This is a genomic window from Ramlibacter sp. GCM10027632 (genome assembly GCF_042675325.1).
Classification (GTDB): domain Bacteria; phylum Pseudomonadota; class Gammaproteobacteria; order Burkholderiales; family Burkholderiaceae_C; genus Ramlibacter.
In genome coordinates this window covers 301763-307762 of record NZ_JBHTGW010000003.1, presented here as the reverse complement: position 1 = coordinate 307762, position 6000 = coordinate 301763, and the positions used below count along the sequence as shown (strand labels likewise).

The 6000-nt window shown below is 70.5% G+C and carries 7 protein-coding genes; 3 read left to right on the top strand and 4 right to left on the bottom strand.

Going from position 1 to position 6000, the window contains the following annotated elements; translation table 11 throughout:
* Nucleotides 1-1366: FimV family protein (locus ACFQZY_RS07440; protein WP_377414538.1), on the top strand; the 1366-nt coding region annotated here is incomplete at its 5' end.
* A 54-nt stretch (nt 1367-1420) separates the two neighbouring features.
* Here ACFQZY_RS07440 and ACFQZY_RS07435 read toward each other — a convergent pair.
* Nucleotides 1421-2428, bottom strand: coding sequence for a D-2-hydroxyacid dehydrogenase family protein (locus tag ACFQZY_RS07435; RefSeq protein ID WP_377414535.1), 1008 nt, complete (start codon nt 2426-2428; stop codon nt 1421-1423).
* A 135-nt stretch (nt 2429-2563) separates the two neighbouring features.
* Here ACFQZY_RS07435 and ACFQZY_RS07430 point away from each other — a divergent pair, with 135 nt between their 5' ends.
* Nucleotides 2564-3079 (top strand): DUF1993 family protein, encoded by a 516-nt coding sequence (locus tag ACFQZY_RS07430; protein ID WP_377414532.1) that lies wholly within the window; start codon nt 2564-2566, stop codon nt 3077-3079.
* A gap of 16 nt (nt 3080-3095) precedes the next feature.
* Here ACFQZY_RS07430 and ACFQZY_RS07425 read toward each other — a convergent pair whose 3' ends face one another.
* Together ACFQZY_RS07425 and lexA are read right to left on the bottom strand one after the other, a co-directional pair.
* Nucleotides 3096-3356: a hypothetical protein gene (locus ACFQZY_RS07425; RefSeq protein WP_377414529.1), complete on the bottom strand. Its 261-nt coding sequence runs from the start codon at nt 3354-3356 to the stop codon at nt 3096-3098.
* A gap of 126 nt (nt 3357-3482) precedes the next feature.
* Nucleotides 3483-4157, bottom strand: coding sequence for a transcriptional repressor LexA (gene lexA / locus ACFQZY_RS07420; RefSeq protein WP_377414526.1), 675 nt, complete (start codon nt 4155-4157; stop codon nt 3483-3485).
* Nucleotides 4158-4290: 133 nt separating this feature from the next.
* Here lexA and ACFQZY_RS07415 point away from each other — a divergent pair, with 133 nt between their 5' ends.
* Entirely contained in the window at nt 4291-5259 is a 969-nt protein-coding gene (locus ACFQZY_RS07415; protein WP_377414523.1) for an asparaginase, read from the top strand.
* 19 nt (nt 5260-5278) lie between these two features.
* Here the strand turns inward: ACFQZY_RS07415 and adk are convergent, their stop codons facing one another.
* A complete protein-coding gene (adk, locus tag ACFQZY_RS07410) occupies nt 5279-5935 on the bottom strand; it encodes an adenylate kinase (protein ID WP_377414520.1) in 657 nt (218 codons plus the stop codon).
* Nucleotides 5936-6000 lie beyond the last annotated feature (65 nt).

Sequence of the window (6000 nt, the reverse complement as noted above, 5' to 3'; positions counted from 1 at the left end):
CCCCGCGCCCGCGCCGGCCGCGGAAGCGCGTCCCCGCCTGAAGCTGGAGGCGGTGGAGGTGCGGCCGCGCCTGGCCGCGTCCGCCGCCGCGCGTCCCGCGGTCGGTGAGCCGGTGGCCAGCGCCGCCGCGCGCGCCGACGCCCAGGCGCAGGCTCTCAGCGCGGCCGCCGAGGAGCTGCAGCGCAATGCCGAGCGCATCCTCTCGATGGAGGCGGACCTGAAGGTCCTGCGCGAGGGCATGCTCAAGCGCGATGCCGCGCTGACCGACTTGCGCGACCGGCTGGAGAAGGCCGACCGCGAACGCTATGCCAACGGCCTGGTCTACACGCTCGGCGCCCTGCTGGCCGGGGCGCTGGGCCTGGCCCTGGTGCTGTGGCGCCGCGGCCGCAGCGCCGCCCAGGCCCAGTGGTGGGGCGAGTCCCACCAGCCCGAGACCCCGTCGCGCCCGGTGGAGGAGCGGCTCATCGAGGAGCCCCCGGCCGGCGCCGCCGCGCCGGCGGGCGCCAGTGTGGCGGTGGCTGCTGCCGCGTCACCTGACCCGGTGCCTGCGCCCGCGCCGGGGTCGACTGCGGACGCGGTCCCAGCCCCGGGAACGAGGGCGGCTGCCTTAGCTTCCCCGGGGCCGCTGTCCGCGCCCATGGGTCTCTCGGCGCGCCGCCCGGGCGGCGAGGCCGACGGCCTGCGCGTCAGCGACCCGCTGCCGCTGACCAGCGACGAGCTGAGCGACATCCAGCAGGAAGCCGATTTCTTCGTCTCGCTGGGCGAGTACGACCGCGCCATCGAGGTGCTGCGCAATCACATCGAGGCGCACCCGCAGGCCAGCCCGGTGGCCTGGCTGGACCTGCTGGAGATCCACCACAAGCTGGGCCGGCAGGAGGAGTACGAGCAGCTGCGCCGCGACTTCGAGTGGCTGTTCAACGCCAAGGCGCCGGCCTTCGCGAACTTCAGCGAGGACCAGCACGGCCTGGAGGTCTTCTCGCGCCTGATGGCGCGCATCCAGGAGGCCTGGCCGGGCCGCCGCGTGCTGCAGGTCATCGACGACGCCATCTTCCGCCGTCCGGGCGCTGACGGCGAGGAGAGCCTGACCCTGCAGGCCTACCGCGACCTGCTGTTCCTGCACAACGTGGCCTCAGAGATGGCCGCGGGGGATGGTGCGCCGGTCCTGCCGTCCGCCAGCAACAGCGTCGTGGCGGTCGATGTGGACCTCGACGAACTCGCCGGCCAGGGCCCGGAGACCCAGCCGGCGCCGATGATGGTCGTGCCCTCGATGCCCGAGGTCACGCGGGGGAACGAGAACTCGCTGGACTTCGACTTCGAGTCGGCCGAGTTCAAACTGCCGCCCGCGCAGCGTCCGCCGGCGAGCTGACGGCGCGCCGCGGGCCCGTCACGGGCCCCGGCTGCCGCTCCTGTGGCGGAGGCCTCAGCGGCGGACCTGCAGGGCCGCCGGGTTCACCACGTGGGTCGGCGTTCCCTGGATGAAGTTGACGACGTTGTCGAACGCCGCGCCGAAGTACATCTCGTAGGTTTCCTGCTCCACGTAGCCGATGTGGGGCGTGCAGATGCAGTTCTCCAGGCGCAGCAGAGCGTGGCCCTGCAGGATCGGCTCGCTTTCGAACACATCGACCGCGGCCATGCCGGGACGTCCGCGGTTCAGCGCGGCGATCAGCGCGTCGTGCTCGACCAGCTCGGCCCGTGAGGTGTTGACGAACAGCGCGGTCGGCTTCATGCGGCTGAGGTCTTCCAGTCGCACGATGCCGGTGGTCTCGTCGTTCAGCCGCAGGTGTACGCTGACCACGTCGCATTCGGAGAAGAAGGCGTCGCGACTGGGCGCGACGAAGTAGCCGTCGGCCGTGGCCAGCTCGCGCGAGGCCTCGCGTCCCCAGATCACCACCTTCATGCCGAAGGCCTTGCCGTAGGCCGCCACCAGCTGGCCGATACGGCCGTAGCCCCAGATGCCCAGGGTCTTGCCCCGCAGCACCTGGCCGACGCCGAAGTTGGGCGGCATCGAGGCCGATTTCATGCCGGACTGCTGCCACGCGCCGTGCTTGAGCGTGCTGATGTACTGCGGGAGGCGGCGCATGGCCGCCATGATCAGGGCCCAGGTGAGCTCGGCCGGGGCCACCGGCGAGCCGACGCCCTCGGTCACGACGATGCCGCGCTCGGTGCAGGCCTGCACGTCGATGTGCGCGCCGACACGGCCGGTCTGGGCGATGAGCTTGAGGCGGGGGAGCTTTTCCAGCAATTGGCGGCTGATCTGGGTGCGTTCCCGGATCAGGACGATCGCATCGGCATCACGCAGGCGGACGGACAGCTGGCCGATTCCCTTGACGGTGTTGGTGTAGACCTTGGCGGGAAAGGGCTCGAGCTTGCTGGCGCATTGGAGCTTGCGCACCGCATCCTGGTAATCGTCGAGGATCACAATGTTCATGGCACCGGATTGTGCCTTGCCGCAACCAGGCGCTCCGGGTCGCCGGTGATGGGCCCGCAGGCCGGGTAGCATCGCGCGGTCCGCGGCGCGCGCCGCCGGACGGCCCGACCCGACCCATCCCATCGAGGAGACCCCGTGAGCATTTCCATGTCGTCCGCCAGCCTGCCCGTGTTCCAGAAGATGCTGGGCAACCTGAAACACATCCTGGACAAGGCGGTGGCCAACGCCCAGGCCCGCAAGTTCGACCCGCAGGTGCTGGTGGCCTATCGCCTGGCCCCGGACATGCTGCCGTTCTCGCGGCAGATCCTGATCGCCTGCGATGCGGCCAAACTCGGCGTGGCGCGCATCAGCGGCCTGGAGGCGCCGAAGTTCGAGGACACCGAGAGCACCTTCGACGAGCTGCGCGCCCGCATCGACCGCACGCTGGCCTGGCTGGCCACCGTGCCGCCCCAGGCCCTGGACGGCACCGAGGCCAAGGAGATCACCTTCCCGGTGGGCCGCCAGGGCGCCACCCGCACGATGAAGGCCGAGGACTACCTCAAGCTCTGGGTGCTGCCCAACATGTACTTCCACATCACGACCGCTTACGCGATCCTGCGCCACAACGGCGTGGACCTGGGCAAGTCCGACTATCTCAACGGCGCCGCCTGACGCCGGCGGGCGCGGCTCAGTGCCGGGCCTCGAGGGCAGCCAGGCGGTCCAGCTCGGCGCAGACCTCGTCGATGCGGCCGGCGATCACGCGGCCGCGGGCGGCGCGGCTCTCGCGGGCGTTGACCACATGGACCACGTGCACGCTGCGGCCAGCGGGGCCCTGCGCAGGGCACAGCACCTGCGGCTCACGGCGCGGCGCCGGGCCGCCCGCCAGCCACTCGACCATGGCCTGGACGGGCTGGAACAGTTCAACGATGAGGGGAAGGGCCAGTGCCATGTGAAGCTCCTTGATACGACGAGGTGTGACACACAGGCAGGATTGCGAGGGAAAGGAACGGCACAGGGTGATGGCTCCACGCCATACGCCCGCCACCTGGGCCGCTCCGGGATGGGATCGCTGGGGTTACATCAGCATGGTGTTGCGGATCAGCCCCACGGCCAGGCCCTCGATCTCGAAGGGCTCGCCGGGCTCCACGATGATCGTGGCGTAGTCGGGGTTCTCCGCATGCAGCTCGATGAGGTGCTTGTTGCGGCGGAAGCGCTTGACGGTGACGTCGTCGCCCAGGCGGGCGACGATGATCTGGCCGTTCTTGGCGTCCTTGGTGGCCTGCACCGCGAGCAGGTCGCCGTCCATGATGCCGGCGTCGCGCATGGACATGCCACGCACCTTCAGCAGGTAGTCGGGCTTGCGCTGGAAGAGGCTGCTCTCGACGTAGTAGGTCTGGTCCACATGCTCCTGCGCCAGAATGGGCGAGCCGGCGGCGACGCGGCCGACCAGGGGCAGGGCGAGCTGGGCCAGGCTCTGCAGCGGCAGCGAGAACTGCTTGACGCGCGACTCGTTGATGGAGCGCAGCGCTTCGCCCCGCAGGCGGATGCCGCGGGAGGTGCCGCTGACCAGCTCGATCACGCCCTTGCGTGCCAGCGCCTGCAGGTGCTCCTCGGCCGCGTTGGCGGACTTGAAACCGAGCTCGGACGCGATCTCGGCGCGCGTGGGCGGCGCGCCCGTGCGGGCGATGGCGCTCTGGATCAGGTCCAGAATCTGCTGCTGGCGGGCCGTGAGCTTGGGCGTGTCGATCATGAGGAGCCTCCTCGGAAACCGTGAAGAACCAATCGAGACAGTGGCCGACCCTGTGTTGCAGGTACTGTGCGGATAACCAACTGTTTCGATATCCAGTACCTGTATTTTTAACCAGCTTTGCAAGGAAGCGCAAGTGCCTCCCCAAAAAATCGTTGTGCTGGGCACCGGCGGCACCATCGCCGGCACCGCCTCCAGGCCCGGTGACCACACTGGCTACACCGCGGCGCAGCTCGGCGTCGCGCAGCTGCTGCAGGCGCTGCCGTCGCTCGAGGGCGTCGCGCTGGAGGCCGAGCAAGTGGCCCAGGTGGACAGCAAGGACATGGACTTCGCCACCTGGCAGCGGCTGGCTGCGCGCTGTGCCCACTGGCTGGCCCAGCCCGGCGTGCAGGGCGTGGTGGTGACCCACGGCACGGACACGCTGGAGGAGACGGCCTGGTTCCTGCAGCGGGTGCTGTCGCCCGCCAAGCCGCTGGTGCTGGCCTGCGCGATGCGGCCCGCCAACGCGTTGTCACCCGACGGTCCGCAGAACCTGGCGGATGCGCTCGCGGTGGCACGGACGCCTGGCGCGCGCGGCGTGGTGGCGGTGTGCGCCGGGCGCATCCATGGGCCGATGGAGGTGGCGAAGGTCCATCCCTACCGCCTCGATGCCTTCGACTCGGGCGAGGCGGGGCCGCTGGGACTGGTGGAGGAGGGCGCGGTGCGCCTCCTGCGTGACTGGCCGGCGGCCGGTGACCCGCAGGCGCCGGCGCGTGCACGGGCGGTGGCCGGCACTGACCCGGCACGGTGGCCGCGGGTGGAGATCGTCCTGAACCACGCCGGTGCGGACGGCCGCCTCGTGGAGGCCCTGCGCACCCAGGGGATCGACGGGCTGGTGGTGGCCGGCACCGGCAACGGGACGGTGTCGGGCGGGCTGGAGCAGGCCCTGCTCGACGCGCAGGCCCACGGGGTGGCCGTGGTGCGTTCGACGCGCTGCGCCCTGGGACGGGTGGTCGGTGCCGCGGAGAAGCCGTTGCCACAGGCTTCGACGGTCACGCCGGTCAAGGCGCGCGTATCCCTGCTGCTGGACCTGATGGTCGCCCGCGTCCCGCAGGGCGACACCTGAGGCGCGCCGGCCGGGCGCCTCAGCTGGCCAGGGCGGTCAGTGCGCGGGAAGTGATCTCGTCGACGTTGCCCATGCCGCTGATGGCGCGGTACTTGGGCGCGGTGGCCGGGTCGGTCTTGGCCCAGGTGGCGTAGTAGTCCACCAGCGGGCGCGTCTGCGAGGCATAGACCTCCAGGCGCTTCTTGACGGTTTCTTCCTTGTCGTCGTCGCGCTGCACCAGCGGCTCGCCGGTGACGTCGTCCTTGCCTTCGGTCTTGGGCGGGTTGAACTTCACGTGGTAGGTGCGGCCCGAGGCCGGGTGCGAGCGGCGGCCGCTCATGCGCTCGATGATGGCGTCGAAGGGCACGTCGATCTCGAGGACGTAGTCCAGCTTCACGCCGGCTTCGCGCATGGCCTCGGCCTGCGGGATGGTGCGGGGGAAGCCGTCGAACAGGAAGCCCTTTGCGCAGTCGGGCTGGGTCAGGCGCTCCTGGACCAGGCCGATGATGATCTCGTCGCTCACCAGTCCGCCGGCGTCCATGACCTTCTTGGCCGCCAGGCCCAGGGGCGTGCCGGCCTTCACGGCAGCGCGCAGCATGTCACCGGTGGAAATCTGCGGGATGCCGTACTTCTGGCAGATGAACGCGGCCTGCGTGCCTTTGCCGGCGCCGGGCGCGCCCAACAGGATGAGTCTCATGGTGTCTCCGGAGTCAATGAATACGGCGGGCCGGGGCGAAGCGGTGTCGCCCCCCGGCCAAGTCG